At 57.1% G+C, this 21,641-nt stretch carries 22 protein-coding genes and 1 pseudogene; 14 read left to right on the top strand and 9 right to left on the bottom strand.

Annotated features, from left to right (window positions below):
• Nucleotides 1-21: 21 nt before the first annotated feature.
• Nucleotides 22-606 (bottom strand): aminoacyl-tRNA hydrolase, encoded by a 585-nt coding sequence (gene pth, locus EXW94_RS05745; RefSeq protein ID WP_023336005.1) that lies wholly within the window; start codon nt 604-606, stop codon nt 22-24.
• A 274-nt stretch (nt 607-880) separates the two neighbouring features.
• Here pth and ychH point away from each other — a divergent pair, with 274 nt between their 5' ends.
• Together ychH and EXW94_RS05735 are read left to right on the top strand one after the other, a co-directional pair.
• Nucleotides 881-1,156 carry a stress-induced protein YchH gene (gene ychH, locus EXW94_RS05740; RefSeq protein ID WP_042713911.1) on the top strand — a complete coding sequence of 92 codons (276 nt, stop codon included), beginning with the start codon at nt 881-883 and terminating at the stop codon, nt 1,154-1,156.
• A gap of 119 nt (nt 1,157-1,275) precedes the next feature.
• Nucleotides 1,276-2,334 (top strand): MerR family transcriptional regulator, encoded by a 1,059-nt coding sequence (locus EXW94_RS05735; RefSeq protein WP_108417823.1) that lies wholly within the window; start codon nt 1,276-1,278, stop codon nt 2,332-2,334.
• On the opposite strand, the gene dauA is transcribed toward EXW94_RS05735, so the two are convergent.
• From dauA to lolB, 4 genes are all read right to left on the bottom strand, one after another.
• Entirely contained in the window at nt 2,320-3,999 is a 1,680-nt protein-coding gene (gene dauA, locus EXW94_RS05730; protein WP_174339704.1) for a C4-dicarboxylic acid transporter DauA, read from the bottom strand. The genes EXW94_RS05735 and dauA overlap by 15 nt on opposite strands.
• Nucleotides 4,000-4,123: 124 nt before the next feature.
• Nucleotides 4,124-5,071 (bottom strand): ribose-phosphate diphosphokinase, encoded by a 948-nt coding sequence (gene prs, locus EXW94_RS05725; RefSeq protein WP_003856663.1) that lies wholly within the window; start codon nt 5,069-5,071, stop codon nt 4,124-4,126.
• A 125-nt stretch (nt 5,072-5,196) separates the two neighbouring features.
• A complete protein-coding gene (ispE, locus tag EXW94_RS05720) occupies nt 5,197-6,066 on the bottom strand; it encodes a 4-(cytidine 5'-diphospho)-2-C-methyl-D-erythritol kinase (RefSeq protein ID WP_108417821.1) in 870 nt (289 codons plus the stop codon).
• Nucleotides 6,063-6,674: a lipoprotein insertase outer membrane protein LolB gene (gene lolB / locus EXW94_RS05715; protein WP_010432909.1), complete on the bottom strand. Its 612-nt coding sequence runs from the start codon at nt 6,672-6,674 to the stop codon at nt 6,063-6,065. The genes ispE and lolB overlap by 4 nt, the downstream gene beginning before the upstream one ends.
• Before the next feature lie 201 nt (nt 6,675-6,875).
• Between lolB and hemA the strand changes: the two genes are divergently transcribed.
• The 6 genes and pseudogenes from hemA to kdsA all read left to right on the top strand — a co-directional run bounded on the left by hemA (nt 6,876) and on the right by kdsA (nt 11,920).
• Nucleotides 6,876-8,132: a glutamyl-tRNA reductase gene (hemA, locus tag EXW94_RS05710; protein WP_010432912.1), complete on the top strand. Its 1,257-nt coding sequence runs from the start codon at nt 6,876-6,878 to the stop codon at nt 8,130-8,132.
• A 41-nt stretch (nt 8,133-8,173) separates the two neighbouring features.
• Nucleotides 8,174-9,256: a peptide chain release factor 1 gene (gene prfA / locus EXW94_RS05705; protein ID WP_100166092.1), complete on the top strand. Its 1,083-nt coding sequence runs from the start codon at nt 8,174-8,176 to the stop codon at nt 9,254-9,256.
• Entirely contained in the window at nt 9,256-10,086 is an 831-nt protein-coding gene (prmC, locus tag EXW94_RS05700) for a peptide chain release factor N(5)-glutamine methyltransferase (protein ID WP_174339703.1), read from the top strand. Before prfA ends, prmC begins: the two co-directional genes overlap by 1 nt.
• Nucleotides 10,062-10,205: pseudogene (locus tag EXW94_RS28180) on the top strand (siroheme synthase); the annotation flags it as partial. The gene prmC and the pseudogene EXW94_RS28180, both read left to right, overlap by 25 nt.
• A gap of 14 nt (nt 10,206-10,219) precedes the next feature.
• Nucleotides 10,220-11,029, top strand: a complete 810-nt coding sequence (gene sirB1, locus EXW94_RS05695; RefSeq protein ID WP_089599489.1) for an invasion regulator SirB1 — start codon at nt 10,220-10,222, stop codon at nt 11,027-11,029.
• Between the two features lie 36 nt (nt 11,030-11,065).
• The gene (kdsA, locus tag EXW94_RS05690; RefSeq protein WP_029741601.1) at nt 11,066-11,920 is read left to right on the top strand and encodes a 3-deoxy-8-phosphooctulonate synthase; all 855 of its coding nucleotides are present in this window, start codon (nt 11,066-11,068) and stop codon (nt 11,918-11,920) included.
• A 115-nt stretch (nt 11,921-12,035) separates the two neighbouring features.
• Here the strand turns inward: kdsA and chaA are convergent, their stop codons facing one another.
• A complete protein-coding gene (chaA, locus tag EXW94_RS05685) occupies nt 12,036-13,136 on the bottom strand; it encodes a sodium-potassium/proton antiporter ChaA (protein ID WP_010432924.1) in 1,101 nt (366 codons plus the stop codon).
• Between the two features lie 270 nt (nt 13,137-13,406).
• Here chaA and chaB point away from each other — a divergent pair, with 270 nt between their 5' ends.
• Complete coding sequence (gene chaB / locus EXW94_RS05680) at nt 13,407-13,637, top strand: putative cation transport regulator ChaB (protein ID WP_042715159.1); 231 nt, start codon at nt 13,407-13,409, stop codon at nt 13,635-13,637.
• 177 nt (nt 13,638-13,814) lie between these two features.
• A complete protein-coding gene (locus EXW94_RS05675; RefSeq protein WP_089601438.1) occupies nt 13,815-14,510 on the top strand; it encodes a gamma-glutamylcyclotransferase in 696 nt (231 codons plus the stop codon).
• 30 nt (nt 14,511-14,540) lie between these two features.
• Here EXW94_RS05675 and EXW94_RS05670 read toward each other — a convergent pair whose 3' ends face one another.
• The 3 genes from EXW94_RS05670 to EXW94_RS05660 form a co-directional block, all read right to left on the bottom strand.
• Entirely contained in the window at nt 14,541-14,780 is a 240-nt protein-coding gene (locus tag EXW94_RS05670) for a DUF1883 domain-containing protein (protein WP_010432930.1), read from the bottom strand.
• Between the two features lie 194 nt (nt 14,781-14,974).
• Entirely contained in the window at nt 14,975-16,759 is a 1,785-nt protein-coding gene (locus tag EXW94_RS05665) for a methyl-accepting chemotaxis protein (protein ID WP_108417818.1), read from the bottom strand.
• A gap of 106 nt (nt 16,760-16,865) precedes the next feature.
• A complete protein-coding gene (locus tag EXW94_RS05660) occupies nt 16,866-17,219 on the bottom strand; it encodes a DsrE/DsrF/TusD sulfur relay family protein (RefSeq protein WP_174339702.1) in 354 nt (117 codons plus the stop codon).
• Nucleotides 17,220-17,292: 73 nt separating this feature from the next.
• Between EXW94_RS05660 and nasR the strand changes: the two genes are divergently transcribed.
• From nasR to EXW94_RS05640, 4 genes are all read left to right on the top strand, one after another.
• Nucleotides 17,293-18,507, top strand: a complete 1,215-nt coding sequence (gene nasR / locus EXW94_RS05655) for a nitrate regulatory protein NasR (RefSeq protein ID WP_174339701.1) — start codon at nt 17,293-17,295, stop codon at nt 18,505-18,507.
• A gap of 197 nt (nt 18,508-18,704) precedes the next feature.
• Nucleotides 18,705-19,952 carry a CmpA/NrtA family ABC transporter substrate-binding protein gene (locus EXW94_RS05650; protein ID WP_174339700.1) on the top strand — a complete coding sequence of 416 codons (1,248 nt, stop codon included), beginning with the start codon at nt 18,705-18,707 and terminating at the stop codon, nt 19,950-19,952.
• Between the two features lie 2 nt (nt 19,953-19,954).
• Nucleotides 19,955-20,833 (top strand): nitrate ABC transporter permease, encoded by an 879-nt coding sequence (gene ntrB / locus EXW94_RS05645; RefSeq protein WP_108417815.1) that lies wholly within the window; start codon nt 19,955-19,957, stop codon nt 20,831-20,833.
• Nucleotides 20,834-20,842: 9 nt separating this feature from the next.
• Nucleotides 20,843-21,631 carry an ABC transporter ATP-binding protein gene (locus tag EXW94_RS05640; protein ID WP_042715167.1) on the top strand — a complete coding sequence of 263 codons (789 nt, stop codon included), beginning with the start codon at nt 20,843-20,845 and terminating at the stop codon, nt 21,629-21,631.
• Nucleotides 21,632-21,641 lie beyond the last annotated feature (10 nt).

Genomic DNA, 21,641 nt, shown 5'->3' with positions numbered 1-21,641 from the left:
AAAAAAGCCGGATCGGGCAGATTATTGCGCTTTGAAAGCGTGCAAGCGGTTTGTCGCTTTGGTTAGCCCGTCTTTCAGCCAGATTTCGGTGCAGCGCGCCGCTTCGTCTACCGCTTCGTCAATCAGTTTCTGCTCAGAAACCGGGGGCTTACCGAGTACGAAACCGACAACTTTGTTTTTATCGCCCGGATGACCGATTCCGACGCGCAAACGGTGGAAATTCGGGTTATTGCCCAGCTTGCTGATGATGTCTTTAAGACCGTTGTGACCGCCGTGCCCGCCGCCCAGTTTGAATTTTGCTACGCCGGGTGGGAGATCCAGCTCATCGTGAGCCACCAGAATTTCATCCGGATTGATGCGATAAAAGGTTGCCATCGCCGCAACGGCTTTACCGCTCAGGTTCATAAAGGTGGTGGGCACCAGTAAGCGAACATCCGCGCCAGCAAGGTTGATACGTGAGGTATATCCGAAGAATTTAGGTTCTTCACGCAGGGGAGCACGTAACCGCTCGGCCAGCAGATCGACGTACCATGCCCCAGCGTTGTGGCGAGTGGCCGCATATTCTGCGCCCGGGTTGGCGAGGCCGACAATCAGTTTAATCGTCACGATTCAATTCCTAATGGGTTCCAGATCTGGCGCGTAGTTTACTGTCTGGCGCGCCGCTTGACAAAATTCTGCGACCATCATAACGAAATGCGAATAATTTCAGGTTTGAACAATTAGAATTTCAAGCTGTTCAAAGCCTTATTTGTAAACTTTTGTTTGGGCGTTATCTGTAATTGTGATCATTCACGCAACTCATAAAAGGGGCGTTGTCTATACTTTACACACAAGGATTAGGGGCTTTTCCCCTGACAACCCAAAGTTCCGGAGGTGACACATGAAACGCAAAAACGCTTCGATACTCGGTAACGTGCTAATGGGGTTGGGGCTGTTCGTGATGGTAGCCGGGGTGGGTTATTCAATTTTAAACCAGTTACCACAGTTTGATCTCCCGCAATACTTCGCGCATGGCGCGATATTGAGCATCTTCATCGGTGCGGTATTATGGCTGGCGGGGGCTCGCGTGAGCGGCCATGAGGAAGTGTGTGACAAGTACTGGTGGGTGCGCCACTACGACAAACGCTGTCGTCGCGACCAGCATAAGCACAGCTAGTGCTACGATGAAGAACACCGAAACGGTTCCCTGGGGAGCCGTTTTTTTTGCATCATGGGTTGACCCTCACGTAACGTAAGGCTCCAGAGTGGCGCCACTGGCAAAGAAAAGGAGCAGTTATGTTGATTCAGGTGGGTGAGCTGGCGAAACGTGCCGGGATCACCGTGCGGACATTGCACCACTATGAGCAAACAGGGTTGTTGCTGCCTTCTGCCAGAAGCGCGGCAGGTTACCGGCTTTATAACCTGGCGGATGTCCAGCGTCTGCACATGATCCAGGCGTTGGCAAAAGCGGGGCTGGAACTTGCTGAAATCAGGGATTTCCTGGAACAGGAGTCGCTGTCGTTAACCGAGTTACTCGATGCGCAAATCACGCTGCTGGATAAACAACTGCGCAGCATACATACGCTGCGCGACCGGCTGGTGGAGTTGCGGACCGGACTTATCGACGATGCGACGCCGGATCTGGAATCCTGGCTACAGACTCTGGAGTTAATGAATATGTACGATCGCTGGTTTAGCAAAGAAGAGTTACAGCAGCTGCCGTTTGCAGTGCAGAAGGATGCGCTGGCGGCTATCTGGTCAGGACTGGTTGCACAAGCCAAAACGCTTCTGGAGCAAGATATACCCATTACGGACGCGCGAGCCATGGATCTGGCGACACGCTGGATGGAACGCCTGGAGCAGGACACGGCGGGCAAGCCGGAGTTTCTCACCCGGCTGAACGAGATGCACAGCGTTGAACCGCAGATGCAGGCGCAAACCGGCATCACGCCGGAGATGACGGATTACATCACGCGCGCGTTTGCTGAGTCTAAGCTCTGCATATGGGAGAAGTATCTCACTGCCGAAGAGATGGCCTTTACCCGGGCACACTACTTTGACCGCATGATGGAGTGGCCGCCGCTGGTGGCGAAACTGCATCAGGCGCAGCGGGATAATATCGCTCCCGCCACGGAGGAGGCGCAAAAGCTCGCCGAAAACTGGCTGTCGCTATTCCAGTCGTACGCGGGCACGAACCCGGCGACCCAGCAAAAGTTTCGCACTGCCATGCAGCAGGAGCCGCATCTGATGAAGGGAACATGGATGACGCCTGCCGTGATTGCATGGCTACAGCAGGCGATCGGGGTGATGATGCAGAGACGTTTCTCTGCATCAGGTGACTCACAGATCCGCTAACGCAGCTTCGCGGTTAGGATAGAAGGCAAGGCGGCCAGGGATAGGCTGCACGCCCGCGCGCGCCATGGTGCGCAGCGGCTGAAACTCCAGGTTACTCACCCGCAGCTCACAGCCTTCCGGCAGACGTGCCACAAAGCGCTGGAAGGCATCCAGGCCGCCTGCATCCAGTACCGGTACGGCATCCCACTTCAGCACGACAACCCGTTTCCCCACGATGCGGGACTCCAGATCGCTGAACAGGCCTTCCGCCGCAGCGAAGAACAGCGGGCCAATCACGCGCAGCACCAGCACATCGTCAGGCACCTCCACGTTAACCGGGGAGAGGCGCGTCATCTGCGCAATGCGGCGCATAAACAGCAGGGAAGCCAGCACGATCCCGACGCTGATGGCGATAACCATATCGAACAGCACGGTCAGCGACATGCAGATTAGCATCACGATGATGTCGTCCTTCGGCGCGCGACGCAGCAGGTTCACCACCTTGTGCGCCTCACTCATGTTCCACGCCACCATCAGCAGCAGGGCAGCCATGGCGGAAAGCGGCAGCCAGGAGAGCAGCGGGGCGAGGACCAGCAGCGCCAGAATCACAAGCAGGGAGTGAATGACCGCAGAGACCGGTGACGTCGCCCCTGCGCGGACGTTCGCGGCAGAACGGGCAATCGCAGCCGTAGCCGTAATACCGCCGAAGAAGGGCGCGATAATATTACCTAATCCCTGACCGACCAGCTCGCTGTTGGCTTTGTGTTTGGTGCCGGTCATACCGTCCAGTACGACGGCGCAGAGTAGGGACTCAATCGCCCCCAGCATCGCCATAGAGAACGCGGCGGGAAGCAAAGCTCGCAGGGAATCCCAGCTTAGGGTAAAGCTGGAGCCGGGCATGTCCCACGGCAGCACCAGCTGCGGCAACAGCTGCGGAATGCCGCTACCCTGTGAACCGTCCGCCAGAACATAGTGGAACTGCGAGCCGATGGTCGCGACATGACCACCGAACATATTGACGATAGCCATCACCGCGCAGCCCAGCAGCAGTGCGGGCAGATGCCCCGGCAGACGGATCCCCAGACGAGGCCAGACGATCAGCGTACCCAGCGTCACAATCCCAATGGCAGCGTCGCCCAGGTTGGCGGTCGGCAGCGCCATAAACAGCGCCCCCACTTTCTGTAAATAGTGCTCAGGAACATGAGTCATCTGCAGACCGAGGAAATCCTTGATCTGCATGGTTCCGATGGTGATACCAATCCCCGAGGTGAATCCCAGCGTCACGGAAAGGGGGATGTACTCGATCAGCCGACCAAAGCGGGCCAGGCCAAACAGAATCAAAAAGACGCCGGACATCAGGGTGGCGACCAGCAGGCCTGCCAGACCAAACTGCTGAGAAACCGGGTAGAGGATCACCACAAAAGCGGCAGTCGGGCCGGAGACGCTGAAGCGCGAGCCGCCCGTAAGGGCGATGACGATCCCGGCAACGGCCGAGGTGTACAGACCATACTGCGGTGCAACGCCGCTGCCAATCGCCAGCGCCATCGCCAGCGGGATGGCGATAATGCCGACGGTGATCCCGGCAATCAGGTCACGTACAAAGCGTGATGAGGTGTACTTCTCTTTCCAGCAGGCGTCGATGAGGGCGCGAAAGGGCAGAACATGTGAGGAGGTTACGTTTTTCACAATTATCTATCATCCGTATGCGCATCATCTGTCATGTGAATGGCAGGTGAAGGAGGCATTAATCATACAAATAAAACCCAGAGACAAAAAAACCCGCCGCAGCGGGTTTTTCGGCCGTGTTCGATTAGTGTTCGAACATTGCTGAGATGGATTCTTCGTTGCTGATACGACGAATCGCTTCGGCCAGCATCCCGGACAGGGTCAACGTACGCACGTTTGGCAGTGCTTTGATCTCGTCGCTCAGTGGGATGGTATCGCATACCACCACTTCGTCAATGACGGAGTTGCGCAGGTTGTTTACCGCATTACCGGAGAAGATCGGGTGGGTCGCGTAAGCGAACACGCGCTTGGCACCACGCTCTTTCAGCGCTTCAGCGGCTTTACACAGTGTACCGCCGGTATCGATCATGTCGTCAACCAGCACGCAGTCGCGGCCAGCAACGTCACCGATGATGTGCATCACCTGAGAAACGTTAGCGCGCGGACGGCGTTTGTCGATGATTGCCATGTCGGTATCGTTCAGCAGCTTAGCGATAGCACGGGCACGTACCACGCCGCCGATGTCCGGAGAAACCACGATTGGGTTGTCCAGGTTCAGCTGCAGCATGTCTTCCAGCAGGATTGGGCTGCCGAATACGTTATCAACCGGGACGTCGAAGAAGCCCTGGATCTGCTCTGCGTGCAGGTCAACGGTCAGTACGCGGTCAACACCGACGCTGGACAGGAAGTCAGCGACAACTTTAGCGGTGATTGGCACACGTGCGGAACGGACGCGACGGTCCTGACGGGCATAGCCGAAGTAAGGGATTACAGCAGTGATACGGCCTGCTGAAGCGCGACGCAGGGCGTCGACCATAACAACCAATTCCATCAGGTTGTCGTTCGTTGGAGCACAGGTGGACTGGATGATGAAAATATCACCACCGCGTACATTTTCGTTAATTTGTACGCTGACTTCGCCGTCGCTAAAGCGACCTACGGCGGCGTCGCCGAGGGAAGTGTACAGGCGGTTGGCAATACGTTGTGCTAGTTCCGGGGTGGCGTTACCAGCAAAAAGCTTCATATCAGGCACGAGAAGAACCTCAGGCATGCGTCCAGTGGTGGATAGCGTTCGCCGCAAACTGTGCGGGCCAGGCGAAGGCTATCCAGGCGGTGTATTAAAGAGCGCGATGCAACGTCTGGAACAGGGTGACGTTGTCACCGAAACTCAGTCTGCGCCAGAATGGCCTGCTGTAGGGGGGAGGTGTTCATCCCGCGTGCTACAAAACCATGCAGCCAAACCGGCGCTTGCTCAAGCACCTGACGAGCGGCGGATTCGGTGTCAAATTCAGCAAAGACACAGGCCCCTGTACCCGTAAGGCGCGACGGCGCGTATTCTAACAGCCAGGAAAGCACCGCATCAACCTCGCGAAAACGTTTTCTTGCGATATCCTCGCAATCGTTGCTGAATTCACAATTTAATAACGTTTCTATTGACCGTTCCGGGGTATTTCTTTTCAGGTCAGGATCTTTAAAGATGACCGGCGTTGGAATGCTCACGCCCGGATGGGCAACCAGATACCATTTTTCCGGCGGGTCGACCGGCGTGAGGATCTCGCCTACGCCCTCGGCAAAAGCCGCATGACCGCGAACAAACACCGGGACATCAGCCCCCAGCGTCAAGCCTAAGGCTGCCAGTTCGTCCTGTGACAGCCCGCAGCCCCAGAGATGATTCAGCGCAACCAGTACGGTCGCGGCGTTAGATGAGCCACCGCCCAACCCGCCGCCCATCGGCAGACGCTTCTCGATACGGATATCTGCCCCGCTTCCCTCGGGCAGACGGCCAGATTCCGCTGCGGCTTTCATCAGAAGGCGCGCGGCGCGCACGATCAGATTGTCTTCATGCGCGACCCCTTCGACCGGCGTTAGCAGGCAAATCTGCCCATCCTGGCGCAGCTCAATGGCGATCGTGTCGCCATAATCAATAAACTGAAACAGCGTCTGCAGGGTGTGGTAACCGTCAGCACGCTGGCCGGTGATGTATAAAAACAGGTTCAGTTTTGCCGGAGAGGGCCAGTGGGTCATCATTTAACGATCCAGTTGTCCATTTTCAGCTTAATGCGCTGGCTGCCTTGCGTCAGCTCCATATTCGACGGCAACGACGGTTTACTCTTGCTGTCATAGGCGCTGTACACCACTTTCCACGTCTTGCCATTCTGAGTGTAGTTCACCTGGCTGAGACGGTATTGATCGTCAAGCTGGTAGTCGGTTGCCTCACCCGGCAGGCCAAGGATCCACTGGCGCAGGCTGTTGAGCGGGATAGGCATCCCGGTCAGCTTGCCAATCATCTCTTCGGCATCTGTCGCGGTGTAGTGCTGGCCTTTGTTATCGGTGATCTGCGCTTCGCCCGGTTTGGCGATAAGCTCCAGTTCGGTGCTGCCCAGCGGATTTAACAGCAGCAGGCGATAGTTGTCCTGACCCGTTTGCTGCCAGAAGAATCGTGCATAAACCTTTTGCTCGTCTGAGAGATAAGCGAAAGCGCCGCGGGTCTGGTACTGGCTCAAATTACGGACGTCCTGCTGGTGCTGACGCCACTGCGGTGAATCAGGGCTTTTGCCCGGGCCTTTTGGTTGGGTGACGGTACATGCGGTCAGAACCAGTGCCGCCAGCGGCAGCAGGCGAATCAGTCGGGTCATAATGAGGACAAATCCTTGAGATACGTTGCAGTTATAACTGTTAATGCTAGCGTCCCACAGTGCTACCGTCTACGTTCAAATTATCTCAAAGCGTTGTGTAACCTATTACTCCGAAAGGGGGCAGTCTCTTTTATTGATCTCGCGCATCCTGTATGATGCGTTCTGCTAACCTTATTAACGCTGGTACTACTCCCGCTCAACATGACCCTATTAGCACTCGGCATCAACCACAAAACAGCCCCGGTTTCACTGCGAGAACGCGTGACGTTTTCGCCGGATACGCTCGACCTGGCGCTGGATAGCCTGCTTGCACAACCGATGGTGCAGGGTGGCGTGGTGCTCTCGACGTGCAACCGTACCGAGCTATATCTCAGCGTGGAAGAGCAGGATAACCTGCACGAGGCGCTGATCCGCTGGTTATGCGACTACCACAACCTCAACGAAGAAGAACTGCGCAATAGCCTGTACTGGCATCAGGACAACGATGCGGTCAGTCATCTCATGCGCGTGGCCAGTGGGCTGGATTCGCTGGTGCTGGGCGAACCGCAAATTCTTGGGCAGGTGAAAAAGGCGTTTGCGGATTCGCAAAAAGGGCATCTGAAGGCCAGCGAGCTGGAGCGTATGTTCCAGAAGTCGTTCTCCGTGGCAAAGCGAGTGCGAACCGAAACCGACATTGGTGCCAGTGCGGTTTCTGTTGCTTTCGCGGCCTGTACCCTCGCTCGTCAAATCTTTGAATCTCTGTCGACCGTCACCGTACTGCTGGTGGGCGCGGGCGAAACCATCGAACTTGTGGCGCGCCATCTGCGCGAGCATAAAGTGAAAAAGATGATTATCGCCAACCGCACCCGCGAGCGTGCGCAGGTGCTCGCGGACGAAGTGGGCGCAGAGGTCGTTGCGCTGAGCGACATCGATGAACGCCTGAAAGAGGCGGATATCATAATCAGTTCTACCGCCAGCCCGCTGCCGATTATCGGTAAAGGGATGGTGGAGCGTGCGCTGAAATCCCGCCGTAATCAGCCGATGCTGCTGGTCGATATTGCCGTCCCGCGTGATGTTGAACCCGAAGTGGGCAAACTGGCGAACGCCTATCTCTACAGCGTGGATGACCTGCAAAGCATCATTTCGCACAACCTTGCCCAGCGTAAAGCGGCAGCGGTGCAGGCGGAAACCATCGTTGAGCAGGAAACCAGCGAGTTTATGGCCTGGCTGCGCGCGCAAAGCGTCAGCGAGACCATCCGCGAGTACCGCGGGCAGGCTGAACAGGTGCGTGATGACCTGACAGCCAAAGCGTTAGCGGCCCTGGAACAGGGCGGTGACGCAAATGCAATCATGCAGGATCTGGCGTGGAAACTGACCAACCGCCTGATCCATGCACCAACCAAATCTCTTCAGCAGGCTGCCCGTGACGGGGATGATGAACGCCTGACTATTCTGCGCAACAGCCTCGGGCTGGAATAGCGCCCTACACCCATTTTCTATTACAAGGTGCACTTACGCCTATGAAGCCTTCTATCGTCGCTAAACTGGAAGCTCTGCATGAGCGCCATGAGGAAGTACAGGCGCTGCTCGGCGATGCCGGGACCATCGCAGACCAGGAACGTTTTCGCGCACTGTCGCGTGAATATGCGCAGTTGAGTGATGTGTCTAAATGCTTTACCGACTGGCGACAGGTTCAGGAAGATATTGAAACCGCGCAGATGATGCTCGACGATCCTGAGATGCGCGAGATGGCGCAGGAAGAGCTGCAGGACGCAAAAGCGCGTTCTGAAGAGATGGAACAACAGCTCCAGGTGCTTCTGCTGCCGAAAGATCCGGACGATGAGCGTAACGCGTTTGTGGAAGTGCGCGCCGGTACCGGCGGTGACGAAGCCGCGCTGTTTGCTGGTGACTTGTTCCGTATGTACAGCCGCTACGCCGAAGCGCGTCGCTGGCGCGTAGAGATCATGAGTGCCAACGAAGGCGAACATGGTGGCTTTAAAGAAGTTATCGCCAAGATCAGCGGCGACGGCGTGTACGGTCGTCTTAAGTTTGAATCCGGCGGTCACCGCGTGCAACGCGTGCCTGCGACAGAATCTCAGGGACGTATTCACACCTCAGCCTGTACGGTTGCGGTGATGCCTGAACTGCCGGAAGCCGAACTGCCGGACATCAATCCGGCGGATCTGCGAATTGATACGTTCCGCTCCTCCGGGGCGGGCGGTCAGCACGTTAACACCACCGACTCCGCGATCCGTATTACCCACCTGCCAACCGGTATTGTGGTGGAGTGTCAGGACGAACGTTCCCAGCACAAAAACAAAGCCAAAGCGTTGTCTGTACTGGGTGCACGTATCCGCGCCGCCGAAGTGGCGAAACGTCAGCAGGCGGAAGCGTCTACGCGTCGTAACCTGCTGGGCAGCGGCGATCGCAGCGATCGTAACCGTACCTATAACTTCCCGCAGGGCCGCGTGACCGACCACCGCATCAACCTGACGCTGTACCGTCTGGATGAAGCAATGGAAGGTAAGCTCGATATGCTGATTGAGCCTATCGTGCAGGAATACCAGGCCGACCAGCTGGCGGCACTGTCCGAGCAGGAATAATGGATTTTCAGCGCTGGTTACGTGAGGCGGTCAGTGAGCTTTCAGAAAGCGAAAGCCCGAAACGCGACGCCGAAATATTGCTTGAGCATGTGACGGGGAAATCCCGCACGTACCTGCTGGCTTTTGGTGAGACGCTGCTGACTGCCGAGCAGGAAGCGCAGCTCGCCGCGCTGCTTGCCCGCCGTAAGACGGGCGAGCCGGTGGCGCACCTTGTCGGCGAACGCGAGTTCTGGTCGTTACCGCTGTACGTCTCGGCGGCAACGCTGATTCCACGTCCTGACACCGAGTGTCTGGTGGAGCAAGCGCTGGCGCGTTTACCCACAGCGGCCTGTAGCATTCTCGATCTCGGTACTGGCACAGGCGCTATTGCGCTCGCGCTCGCCACTGAGCGGCCCGATTGCACAGTAACGGCGGTGGATGTGATGCCAGACGCGGTGACGCTGGCGCAGCGTAACGTGGAACGTCTTGGCCTCGGTAACGTGATGGTACTGCAAAGTAGCTGGTTTACCGCGCTGGAGAATCGCTTATTTGCGCTGATTGTCAGCAACCCGCCTTACATCGACGAACATGACCCACACCTTGCGCAGGGCGATGTTCGTTTCGAACCACTGACTGCGCTGGTCGCGGCCAATGAAGGCTTAGCCGATCTTGATCACATTGTGACAACGTCACGACAACATTTGCTTCCCGGTGGCTGGCTGCTGGTGGAACATGGCTGGACGCAAGGGAACGCGGTGCGCGCGCTGTTCTCCAATGCGGGTTATCGCGCAGTGGCAACCTGCCGCGATTACGGCGGCAATGAACGTCTGACGCTGGGACAGTGGGTATGAATCACCGCTATCTGCCATTAACTGATAAAGGCGCATGGCTGACTGAAAAGTGGTTTGGCGTTATCATCTACATCGTTTTGAGTTTTATCGCGTCTGGACGTCATTGTACGCGCAGTCGTTACTGGGGTAAGTCATGAGGTCCTTAGCCGATTTCGAATTTAACAAAGTGCCGCTGTGTGAAGGCATGATCCTGATTTCTGAAATGATTCGCGATGATTTTACGTCGCAGTACGTCCACGCGGAACTGGAGAATCTGGTCAGCCTGGCACGGGAGGAGATCAGTCAGGCGCGTCCGCAGGACTGGCAATTAGAGAAGCTGCTAGAGCTTTTCTACGGCGAATGGGGTTTCTGCGACACGCGTGGCGTGTATCGCCTGTCAGACGCATTATGGCTGGACCAGGTCTTAAAGAATCGTCAGGGCAGCGCCGTCGCGCTGGGATCCATTTTGCTGTGGGTCGCCCATCGTCTGGATATTCCGCTGGTGCCGGTCATTTTCCCGACGCAGATGATACTGCGTGCGGAGTGGCTGGACGGCGAGATGTGGCTCATTAATCCCTTCAACGGTGACACGCTGGATGAGCACACGCTGGACGTGTGGCTGAAAGGCAATATCAGCCCGGTGGCAGAGCTCTTCAACGAAGATCTCGACGAGGCGGATAACGCCGAAGTGATCCGCAAGCTGCTGGATACGCTGAAGTCTGCGCTAATGGAAGAGCGTCAAATGGAGCTTGCGCTGCGTGCCAGCGAAGTGCTGCTGCAGTTCAACCCGGAAGATCCGTACGAAATTCGCGACCGCGGCCTGATTTATGCGCAGCTCGATTGCGAGCATGTGGCGCTAAGTGATTTGAATTATTTCGTCGAGCAATGTCCGGAAGACCCGATTAGCGAAATGATTCGTGCGCAGATCAACGCGATCTCGCACAAACAAATTACACTGCATTAATCTTAATTCCGATTCACACCTGAATAAGGCGATCCTATGAAACAAAAAGTGGTTAGCATTGGTGATATCAAGGTAGCAAACGACCTGCCGTTCGTGCTGTTTGGCGGCATGAACGTGCTGGAATCCCGCGATCTCGCCATGCGTATCTGCGAGCACTACGTGACTGTGACCCAGAAACTGGGCATCCCGTACGTGTTTAAGGCCTCTTTTGATAAAGCCAACCGCTCCTCCATCAACTCTTACCGTGGCCCGGGCCTGGAAGAAGGGATGAAGATTTTCCAGGAGCTGAAGCAGACCTTTGGCGTGAAAGTGATCACCGACGTGCATGAAGCCTCTCAGGCGCAGCCTGTGGCTGACGTGGTAGACGTGATTCAGCTTCCGGCATTCCTGGCGCGTCAGACCGACCTGGTTGCGGCGATGGCGAAAACCGGTGCGGTCATCAACGTGAAGAAACCGCAGTTCGTGAGCCCTGGGCAGATGGGTAATATCGTCGACAAGTTCATTGAAGGTGGCAACGACAAGGTGATCCTGTGTGACCGTGGCGCAAACTTCGGTTACGACAACCTGGTTGTCGATATGCTGGGCTTCAGCGTGATGAAAAATGTCTCCGGCCAGTCTCCGGTGATTTTCGACGTGACGCATGCTCTGCAGTGCCGCGACCCGTTCGGCGCAGCCTCTGGCGGCCGTCGTGCCCAGGTTACCGAGCTGGCGCGTGCCGGTATGGCGACCGGACTGGCAGGCCTGTTCATTGAAGCGCACCCGGATCCGGCGAACGCAAAATGCGATGGTCCTTCCGCACTGCCGCTGGATAAGCTGGAGCCGTTCCTGAAACAGATTAAAGCGATTGACGATCTGGTGAAGAGCTTCGACGAGCTGGATACCAGCAACTAATAAAAAAACCCGCTTCGGCGGGTTTTTTTATGGGGCATATTGCCGGGTGGCGCTTCGCTTACCCGACCTACAAAACCCGTAGGCCCTGCAAGCGAAGCGCCGCTGGGCAAAAAGGCTATGCAAAAATCGTCATCAAATACGCAATAAATAACGCCATATGCGCCGCGCCGTTCAGCACGTTGGTGCGTCCGGTGGAGAATGAAATCTGGCACAGCAGCAACGAGGCCACCATCACAATCATCTCCGGCGCACCCAGCGCAAACTGCAGCTCGTTGCCCGTCATAAAGGCAATCAGCGTCACCACCGGAACGGTAAGTGAAATCGTCGCCAGTACGGACCCGAAGAACAGGTTCATCGCGCGCTGCACCTGATTATTCAACACCGCTTTCAGCGCGCCCAGCCCTTCAGGGGACAGGATCAGCAGCGCCACCAGGAAGCCGGTAAACGCCACCGGCGCGTTCAGCTCGGTTAACAGCGTCTCCAGCGGGTTGGCGTTCATCTTGGTGACGGCAATCACCGCAATCAGATGCACGATCAGCCAAACCGTATGCCACGCGCTGCTGTGGGCCGACGGCTTACCGTGGTGCGGGTCATCGTCGTCGCCGTCGTCTTCATGCTCATACACAAACAGGCTCTGGTGCGTTTTGGTCTGGATCAACAGGAACACGCCGTACATGGCGGCGGAAATGAGCGCAACCAGCAGCGCCTGACCGGTAGAGAAGTTTGCACCCGGTAGCGCCATTGGGAACACCAGCACGATAATAGCCAGCGGGAAGAGGGCAATCAGATACTGTTTAATGCCGAACAGGTTCATATACTGGGTCGCGAACTTGCGGCCGCCCAGCAGCAGAGAGAAGCCCACCAGGCCGCCCGTCACAATCATAATTATCGAGTAGAGCGTGTCGCGCATCAGCGTCGGCGCGGCATCGCCGGTGGCCATTAGCGCGGAAATCAGGCTGACTTCGAGAATAACAACGGAAAGGCTGAGAATTAACGAGCCGTACGGCTCACCCAGACGGTGGGCTAATACGTCCGCGTGACGAACTACGCTAAAGGCGCTGGTTAAGATGCCGACCAGCGCAAGAATATTGATACCAACCACCACTGGCAGTGACTGACTGCTTCCCCAGAAGAGCAGCACAGCCAGTGCCAGAACCGGGAAAATGAGCGACGTCTCCTTGTGGCGGGTCTTAACCGCCTCGTGTGTTGTTGTCATGTGCTTCTCCATCAATGCAGGTGCTTGTAATTATAGATAGATTTTTGAGGGCATTAAACTAACAGATATCTGATAAATACCGTTGAAGTTTTACTTAATTTTACGGTTTGACGTTAATATTTATTATTACTCCCATAAAGAGTAATTATCAATAAAATAGCGCTGTATTACAGTTAATTAGCTTTGTTGATTAAGCATAAATGAAATCAACCTGGCAGGCGCGGGCATCGTCAACCACACTTATCTCTTTAGCAAAAAGAGAGGTTTTCGATGCCATACAAAACGAAACGCGAGTTACCCGATAGCGTGCAGCACGTCCTCCCTGCCCACGCGCAGGATATCTACAAAGAAGCCTTTAACAGCGCCTGGGATCAATACAAAGATAAGGACGATCGCCGGGATGATGCCAGCCGTGAAGAGACGGCGCACAAGGTCGCCTGGGCCGCCGTAAAACATGAATACGAGAAAGGCGACGATGATAAATGGCACAAAAAGAAATAGCCGCAAAATAATAAGCTGCCTGCATTTTGACTTTTCAGGCGGTTCATCTTCCGTTGTATTGCAACTGGTCCGCTAATTGCTTATCGTTATTTAACTGCTGGCAAAATGACCAGCATAGAGTGCCGGGAAGGCGAATTACAGATGTCGCAAGGAAGCATGCAGTGGCGGAGGTGTAATGTGTTAACGCGTGATTTCTTAATGAAGGCAGATTGTAAGACGGCATTTGGTGCTATTGAGGAATCGCTTCTCTGGTCAGCTGAACAACGTGCGGCGTCGCTCGCTGCCACGCTTGCCTGCCGCCCGGATGATGGCCCGGTATGGATTTTTGGCTACGGTTCCCTGATGTGGAACCCGGCTCTCGAATTTGTCGAATCGGCAACGGGAACCTTGCCTGGCTGGCATCGCGCATTTTGTCTGCGCCTGACGGCCGGACGCGGCAGCGCGTGCCAGCCAGGGCGTATGCTTGCACTGAAAGAGGGCGGGCGCACCACGGGTGTCGCTTACCGCCTGCCGGATGCCACGCTGGAAGAGGAGCTGACGCTGCTCTGGAAGCGCGAGATGATCACCGGCTGCTATATGCCGAGCTGGTGCAAGCTGGAACTGGATGACGGACGTACCGTCAATGCGCTGGTGTTTATTATGGATCCGCGCCACCCGCTGTATGAAGCGGATACCCGTACGCAGGTGATCGCGCCCTTGATTGCCGCGGCCAGCGGGCCGCTGGGTACCAACGCGCAATATCTGTTTTCACTCGATCAGGAACTGACGCGTCTGGGCATGCAGGACGAATGTTTGAATGAGCTGGTCATGAAGGTGAAAGCGCTGCTGGAAGGGAACCTGCTTAATAACCCGCTACGTCCGGGTTTTGCCTGAAAAAACGCCCGGCTAAACCGGGCGTTCGTTTTATGCGGCAACGTAGCTGACCGAATGCTCCAGTGACTGACTATGGCTGTCAATCAGGACATCCCAGGTGCCGGTATAAGGCACGGTCAGCCACGCCTTGTCATCCTGCACCGTCAGAATATCCGCCTGCGATTGCTTCTGTGCTTTTGAACTCATGAGATGAATGCGGCAGCGCTCTGAGCAACGCACCACGACCGTATCCCCGCCAAACAGTTTCAAACTTGTCTTCACCAGTGCCATTTTTTACCCCGTCGATTTTGCCCATCCCGAGCGTGATATTGTTCACAATTTACTCATTGCATAACACCAAAGGGGAGGGGGAAGGATGATGATTTTGATCAAAAAATGGCATAACGTTTAAACAAAAATGACAAAATGCCTGAAAGCATTCAGCTGGCGCGTGTTTTACCCGGTTAACCCGCGCCAGAAGAAAATTAAATGCGGAAATGACCGGCGGTTTCAGCAAGGTCGCCCGCCTGACTCTGCAGCGCGCTGGCCGCTGCGGCAGACTGCACCACCAGTTCGGCGTTCTGCTGCACCATTCTGTCCAGATGCGTTACCGCGTGGTTGATCTCGTGAATGCCTTTCATCTGCTCGCTGGTGGCAATCGAGATTTCACGCATTATCCCCGAGACGCTACCGATGCTGGAGCGGATCTCATCCATGCTTTCTCCGGCCAGATGCACGTAGCGCGAACCCGTTGCCACGCTGTCGGTTGTGGAATCGATAAGGGATTTGATCTCTTTCGCCGCCTGAGCGCTGCGGCTGGCGAGGTTTCGCACTTCTCCAGCCACCACCGCGAAGCCGCGGCCTTGTTCGCCCGCGCGCGCCGCTTCGACCGAGGCGTTCAGCGCCAGAATGTTGGTCTGGAAGGCAATGCCGTCGATGACGCTGGTGATATCGCCAATCTTCGCCGAGGCCACCTCAATCGACTGCATGGTAGTGATAGCCTGAGAAACCACCTCACCCCCGCGCGACGCTGCAGCAGAGGCTTTGCTTGCCTGCTCGTTCGCTTCTGCCGCAGATTCATTTGACTGGGTGACGGAGGCGGTGATCTCTTCGACGGCGCTGGCGGTTTCGCGAAGGCTTGACGCCGCTTGCTCAGTGCGCCCGGAGAGATCCTGGTTACCGGCTGCGATTTCCTGCGCCGCATTTTTCACCGAGGCGCTGGCGTCGCGCAGCTGGACCATCACGACCGAGAGCTTATCGCTAAACGCGTTGAACGCCTGGGCAATTTGCGCCACTTCGTCATCACCGCTGTCCGGCAGGCGCTGCGACAGGTCATTGGTGCCGTTAGCGATGTTATGCATGGCGTCGCGAATATCGGACAAACGCTTCAACAGGCGGGCTATCAGGAAATGAACAATCGCGCCGCTCAGCAAGGCGAGGATCACCAGCGACAGCGCAGAGGCTTTCAGCAGCGAGCGCATGCCGGAGGTGGCATCGTTGTTATCGAGCGCCACCGCCAGCATCCAGTGCGTGCCCGGCACGGCGGTTGCCACGAAGGTTTTTTCGCTGCCGTTGAACGTCCCCTCAACCAGGCTACCGCTTTTCAGTGCCGCAAAATCGGTCCCTTTGATGGTTTCAGCGAATGGCTTGAGCGTGAGCGCCGGATCGCTGGCGGCAATCACCGTGCCATCGCTATCAAGGAGTAACCCGCTGCTGGCAGGCGTAGGGTGAATACCGCGTACGTTAGCCACCACGCTGTCCATCGCCACGTCGCCTGCCACAACCGCTTTCAGCGCACCGTTCTCCTTCACCGGCACCGCAAAGGTCACCACCAGTTTCCCGGTGCCCGCGTCCACGTACGGGGCGGTCACGACCGGGCCGTCAGTACTCACCACCTGCTGATACCAGGGACGGATCGTGGGGTCATAATCTGCCGGGACGCCCGCCGGGTCGGAGAACTTCGCCGTTTTGCTGGCGTAGCCGACATAGACGTTGGTGAAGCCACCCGCCTGCGCAAGCTGTTTGAATACCGGAACCGGATCGTCATTCAGCGCAACGGTCTGCGCGGAGGCTATCACCGTCATTTTGCTTTTAACCCAGTCTGCAATCGCCATGTTATGGCTGGCGCTGGTGCTGGTCAGAATATCGCGCTGCGACTGCTGGTTATCCTGGCGCGTAACCTGGAAATTAATGACGGTATTGAGAAGAAGGGCGACGATCAGGCAACCTGTCGTCGCGGCAATAATACGGGCACGAATGGATCTGAACATAAGTGAAATACCTGCTGTGTTGTTTCCATGCCTATCGGCAGCCGCGCAGGTAAACTTGATGCTGAAACCGCGTCCATAAGAAAATAATATTTTTACGAGTTTATTATTAAAAAGTTAATACTTTATCGGCGGTCAGGGTCCAGTCGGCCAGCTCAACCAGCGTCCCAATCTCGACGCCATCAATCAGCGGTAGCCCGGTGATACCGCGCCCGTCGGTGCAGGTCTTACACAGTTTGACCGGCACATTTTGCGCGGTCAGGATCTCCAGCATCTGCTGGATGTTGTAGCCCTCGGCGGGTTTTTGTCCCTTGAGTCCTGCGGTGACGGCGTCCGACATCAAAAAAAGGCGCAGCTCAAGTGCGCTCTCTTTCTCGCACAGCGCTATCGCCAGTCGCAGGCTGTTGAAAAGGGATTCGCTGCCGTAGGCCGCACCGTTGGCGACGATCACAATCTTCTGCATGTTAACTCCTGTTGTTTGAAAGGCACGAATATTGCTTAACTCTCCGGGAGATTCGCTACCCGGGAGAGTAAGCATGACATTAATGGCGGGCAGTTCACCCGCGGCAACCGAGTGGTTCCAGCGCGCGACATTACTTCGCCGGGAGCAGCTCGGCAGGCTGGCTGCGTTGGGCGTGCTGGTTAACGGCATCAGCCGCCTTGTGCATATGCTCCAGTGCGAGCGCGGGGCATCCAACGTCTGGCTCTGCTCTCAGGGTAAGCTGTATGCCCCCGAATGCAAAGCCAGTCGCGGGCTGGTGGATGAAAACCTCACCGCGCTGCAGGCCATGCTGAAAGCACAATTCCCGGTCACGGGGAGCGGCGTTTGTGAGCGCATCGCCTGTGCGTTACTCAGCCTGGAAACACTGCCTTTGCTGCGTGACGGGATAGACAGCCAAAGCATAACGGCACCTCAGGCAATGGATCATTACTGCCGGATGCTTCGCCATCTGCTCAGTATCGTACCGCAACTCAATGACAGCATTGACGATCCGCAAATCGCGGGCCGTTTTGTCGCCCTTTATAGCCTGATGCAGGGCAAAGAGCTGGTGGGGCAAGAGCGGGCACTCGGGGCGATAGGCTTCACGCAGGGCTTTTTCACTGATGAAACCCGCCAGCGACTGGTAGACAGGATTGACGGGCAGCAGGCCTGTTTTGAGATCTTTTTATCCCACAGCCACGCTGAGGTGCAAAACACCTTTGCCCACAACTGCCAGCCCGATCGAGAAACAGAGCAACTCCGGCGCGTCGCCTGCACCCGTCAGCCCGCCGCTGACAATGGCAATACCGCGCTGAACTGGTTTGCCCTGCAAACCTCGCGTCTTGAACATCTGCGCACGCTTGAAGAAATGGTGACTGCCGATCTGATGGTGGCGGTGGATGACGCGATTCATGCATCCGGTGAAGCCACGATGAGTGGCGTAGAGCATGACGATCCTCTTGCGCTTTACCCGGATAAACCCTTGCTGCTGCTGGTTCGCCAGCAGGCGCGAGAGATAGACCAGCTCTCACGTCAACTGGCATCACTCCGCGATACGCTGGAGGAGCGTAAGACCATTGATAAAGCCAAAAGCGTGCTGATGACGCATCACAGCATGAGTGAGGAACAGGCGTGGACGGCACTGCGCAAAATGGCGATGGACAAGAACCAGCGCATGGTCGATATCGCGCGCGCACTGCTCACAGTGAAGAATTTGTGGCAGCTAACACCAAAGGAGTGGTTGCACAATCAGTGGGCATTTAATGCCTGATTGAGGTGCGCTAACGCGACAGCTATCAGGTTAACGCCCCGAAAGCAGGGTCTTAAAACCTGGCATTCCCTTTGCATTATCTGTTTAACCATTTTCGACGATGCGCCAACGGCGGTGCATGCGTCTTCGGGATAAAGGCGTCCAGCGGTGCTCCGGCACGGCGGGCGCTTTTTTTTGGCTTTTTTTCAGGAGTGGTCATGGCGGATTTGTCGAGACGGCGGTTTTTGCAGGCCAGCATGCTGGCGAGTGGCGCAATGCTGTTACCGGGTGTCATGCAGGCCGCGTGGGCGGCAGGCTCGGATAAACCGGAGCAGGAAACGGTGCGCATCGGGTTTATCCCGCTGACCGACTGTGCCCCGGTGGTTATCGCGGCGCTGAAAGGGTTTGATAAAAAATACGGCATTACCATCGTGCCCACCAAAGAGGCGAGCTGGGAGGCGGTATGCGACAAGCTGGTGGCGGGCGAGCTGGATGCCGCGCACATTCTCTACGGCCTGCTGTATGGGCTGGAACTGGGCATCGCCGGCAAGCCACAGCAGATGGCGAACCTGATGACCCTTAACCAGAACGGTCAGGCTATCACGCTCTCCAGCGATCTGGCGGAGAAGGGCGTTCACGATCTCGACGGGCTGAAAAAGCTGATTGGGCAGCAGGCGCCTGGTACCTACACCTTCGCGCACACCTTCCCGACGGGTACACACGCCATGTGGCTCTACTACTGGCTGGCCAGTGCGGGCATTAACCCCTTCGACGATATCCGGACCGTGGTGGTGCCGCCGCCGCAGATGGTGATGAACATGCGCATTGGCAACATGGTGGGCTTTTGCGTCGGCGAGCCGTGGAACGCGCGGGCGATTAATGACCGCATCGGCTTCACCGCCGCCACGTCGCAGTCCATCTGGGCCGACCATCCTGAAAAAATCCTCGGCACTCGCCGCGACTGGGTGGAGAGGAACCCGCATACCGCCCGGGCGCTGGTGAGCGCCGTGATGGAGGCCGCGCGCTGGATCGACGCCTCCCCGGAAAACAAACGCGAGACCGCGCGGATCCTCTCCCGCCGCGCCTGGCTCAACTGCAAAGAGCAGTACCTCACCGGACGGATGCTGGGCGAGTACGACAACGGCCTGGGCCAGCGCTGGCAGGACGCGCACCCGATCCGCTTCTTTAACGAGGGGGCCGTCAGCTACCCGTATCTCTCTGACGGCATGTGGTTCCTGACCCAGTTCCGCCGCTGGGGTTTGCTTAAATCTGCACCGGACTATGCGGGCATCGCGCAGCGGATTAACCAGACCGCAACCTGGCAGGATGCTGCCACCGCGGTGGGGGGCATTACCGCACCGGCATCACCACTACGCAACAGCACATTGATGGACGGCACCGTCTGGAACGGTACCGACCCGGAAGGATACGCCAACCGCTTCGCCATTCATCGTAAAGGGGCCTGATTATGCAGCATCTGCAAAAGACGACATCACAAGAGACACCCGTGAGTGGGGAAGTCATCCCCCTGCCACCCGTGCAGGTACGCCGTCGCACCCCGGCATTTGCGCGTCGGATTAACGACCTTCTCCAGCGCGTCATTCCGGCAATGCTGGGTCTGGGACTGCTGGTGCTGCTGTGGCAGCTGGCGGCCATCAACAGCAAAGGCTTCCCGACGCCGCTGAGCACCCTGGATTCGGCCATCACCCTGTTTGCCGACCCGTTCTACCGCGACGGGCCAAACGATATGGGCATCGGCTGGAACGTGCTGGCCTCATTGCAGCGCGTCGCCATCGGCTTTGGGCTGGCAGCGCTGGCGGGTATTCCGCTGGGCTTTTTGATTGGCCGTTTCACCTTTTTCTCGCGCATGTTCAACCCGCTGATTGCGCTTCTGCGTCCGGTTAGCCCGCTGGCCTGGTTGCCTATCGGTTTATTGCTGTTCCAGAAAGCAGAGCCCGCGTCGAGCTGGACCATTTTTATCTGCTCCATCTGGCCGATGGTGATCAACACCGCCGAGGGCGTGCGCCGCATTCCGCAGGATTACCTCAACGTGGCCCGCGTGCTGCAGCTCTCCGAGTGGACCATCATGCGCCGAATCCTCTTCCCGGCCGTGCTGCCTGCGGTACTGACCGGGGTGCGCCTCTCGATCGGCATCGCCTGGCTGGTGATCGTCGCCGCCGAGATGCTGACCGGCGGGCTGGGCATTGGCTTCTGGATCTGGAACGAGTGGAACAACCTCAACGTCGAAAACATTCTCATCGCCATCGTCATCATTGGCGTGGTCGGGCTGCTGCTGGAGCAGGGGCTGATGCTGATCGCCCGTCGCTTTAGCTGGCAGGAAAAATAAGGAGCGAACATGAAACCATTAATTCAGGTCCAGGCCGTGAGCCAGCGTTTTTCCACCGCCAGCGGCGAGTTTCTGGCACTGCAAAACGTCTCTTTTGATATCCACGAGGGCGAAACCGTCAGTCTGATCGGCCATTCCGGCTGCGGCAAATCGACGCTGCTGAACCTTATCGCAGGGATCACGCTGCCAACGGAAGGGGGGCTGATTTGCGACAACCGCGAAATCGCCGGGCCGGGTCCGGAACGTGCCGTGGTCTTTCAGAACCACTCCCTGCTGCCGTGGCTGACCTGCTTCGACAACGTGGCGCTGGCGGTGGATCAGGTCTTCCGTCGCACCATGAGCAAGGCCGAGCGCAAAGAGTGGATTGAGCACAACCTCGACCGCGTGCAGATGGGGCACGCGCTGCACAAGCGCCCGGGGGAGATATCCGGCGGCATGAAGCAGCGCGTCGGGATTGCCCGCGCGCTGGCGATGAAGCCGAAAGTGCTGCTGATGGATGAACCCTTCGGGGCGCTCGATGCGCTGACGCGCGCCCATCTGCAGGACTCGGTGATGCAGATCCAGCAGGCGCTCAACACCACCATCGTGCTCATTACCCACGACGTGGACGAGGCGGTGCTGCTCTCCGATCGTGTGCTGATGATGACCAACGGCCCGGCGGCCACCGTGGGAGAAATCCTGCGCGTTGACCTGCCGCGCCCGCGCAACCGGGTGCAGCTGGCGGACGACAGCCGCTATCACCACATGCGCCAGCAGATCCTGCATTTCCTCTATGAAAAGCAGCCGAAAGCGGCGTAGCGAGGGGGCG

This window comes from Enterobacter sp. JMULE2 (assembly GCF_013337145.1).
Lineage (GTDB): Bacteria > Pseudomonadota > Gammaproteobacteria > Enterobacterales > Enterobacteriaceae > Enterobacter > Enterobacter mori.
Note: the sequence above shows the minus strand (reverse complement) of the source record. Positions and strands in the feature narration are given on the sequence as shown.

Bases quoted from the DNA above. Each gene is read 5' to 3' on its own strand.
- ychH (WP_042713911.1), top strand. From the start codon at position 881: ATGAAACGCAAAAACGCTTCGATACTCGGTAACGTGCTAATGGGGTTG.
- EXW94_RS05735 (WP_108417823.1), top strand. From the start codon at position 1,276: ATGTTGATTCAGGTGGGTGAGCTGGCGAAACGTGCCGGGATCACCGTG.
- ispE (WP_108417821.1), bottom strand. From the start codon at position 6,066: ATGATGACCCACTGGCCCTCTCCGGCAAAACTGAACCTGTTTTTATAC.
- lolB (WP_010432909.1), bottom strand. From the start codon at position 6,674: ATGACCCGACTGATTCGCCTGCTGCCGCTGGCGGCACTGGTTCTGACC.
- hemA (WP_010432912.1), top strand. From the start codon at position 6,876: ATGACCCTATTAGCACTCGGCATCAACCACAAAACAGCCCCGGTTTCA.
- prfA (WP_100166092.1), top strand. From the start codon at position 8,174: ATGAAGCCTTCTATCGTCGCTAAACTGGAAGCTCTGCATGAGCGCCAT.
- prmC (WP_174339703.1), top strand. From the start codon at position 9,256: ATGGATTTTCAGCGCTGGTTACGTGAGGCGGTCAGTGAGCTTTCAGAA.
- sirB1 (WP_089599489.1), top strand. From the start codon at position 10,220: ATGAGGTCCTTAGCCGATTTCGAATTTAACAAAGTGCCGCTGTGTGAA.
- kdsA (WP_029741601.1), top strand. From the start codon at position 11,066: ATGAAACAAAAAGTGGTTAGCATTGGTGATATCAAGGTAGCAAACGAC.
- chaA (WP_010432924.1), bottom strand. From the start codon at position 13,136: ATGACAACAACACACGAGGCGGTTAAGACCCGCCACAAGGAGACGTCG.
- chaB (WP_042715159.1), top strand. From the start codon at position 13,407: ATGCCATACAAAACGAAACGCGAGTTACCCGATAGCGTGCAGCACGTC.
- EXW94_RS05670 (WP_010432930.1), bottom strand. From the start codon at position 14,780: ATGGCACTGGTGAAGACAAGTTTGAAACTGTTTGGCGGGGATACGGTC.
- EXW94_RS05665 (WP_108417818.1), bottom strand. From the start codon at position 16,759: ATGTTCAGATCCATTCGTGCCCGTATTATTGCCGCGACGACAGGTTGC.
- EXW94_RS05660 (WP_174339702.1), bottom strand. From the start codon at position 17,219: ATGCAGAAGATTGTGATCGTCGCCAACGGTGCGGCCTACGGCAGCGAA.
- nasR (WP_174339701.1), top strand. From the start codon at position 17,293: ATGACATTAATGGCGGGCAGTTCACCCGCGGCAACCGAGTGGTTCCAG.
- EXW94_RS05650 (WP_174339700.1), top strand. From the start codon at position 18,705: ATGGCGGATTTGTCGAGACGGCGGTTTTTGCAGGCCAGCATGCTGGCG.
- ntrB (WP_108417815.1), top strand. From the start codon at position 19,955: ATGCAGCATCTGCAAAAGACGACATCACAAGAGACACCCGTGAGTGGG.
- EXW94_RS05640 (WP_042715167.1), top strand. From the start codon at position 20,843: ATGAAACCATTAATTCAGGTCCAGGCCGTGAGCCAGCGTTTTTCCACC.